General features: G+C 63.7%; 1 protein-coding gene. It reads left to right on the forward strand.

From position 1 onward, the window contains the following. The coding region (locus I6F36_RS39295; RefSeq protein ID WP_225173329.1) for a contractile injection system protein, VgrG/Pvc8 family at nt 1-394 on the forward strand (394 nt) is incomplete at both ends.

Consider the following 394-nt stretch of genomic DNA (forward strand, 5'->3'; position numbering starts at 1 on the left):
CCTGTCGTTCCGCATCGAGCACGAGCAAAGCGACGACAAGCAACAGCAAGGCAGCACGCAGTCGCGTCACACCGTCGTCATCTTCGACAACGATGCGCAACGTCCGGCTTGCCCGCAGCCGCAGATCCGCTTCCATCGCGTTGACGCCACCGAAAGCGAAGACGCGATCGAGCGTTTCTCGCACGCGCACAGCGTGGGCACCAATGCAGTGACGCTCGCCTCGTGGGACTACAAGGCACTGGCCGCGACCAGCGCCCAAGCCAGCGCCAGCGACCCCGGCGGCGAACTGCCTACGCTGGAACGTTTTGAAGCCTCGGGCTCGTATCAATATTCGAATACGCAAGAGGCCAGCCGCGCAGCGCAACTGCGCATGCAGGCACACGAAGGCGCGTAC

The sequence above is a fragment of the Bradyrhizobium sp. BRP19 genome, from assembly GCF_020194195.1.
Taxonomy (GTDB): domain Bacteria; phylum Pseudomonadota; class Alphaproteobacteria; order Rhizobiales; family Xanthobacteraceae; genus Bradyrhizobium; species Bradyrhizobium yuanmingense.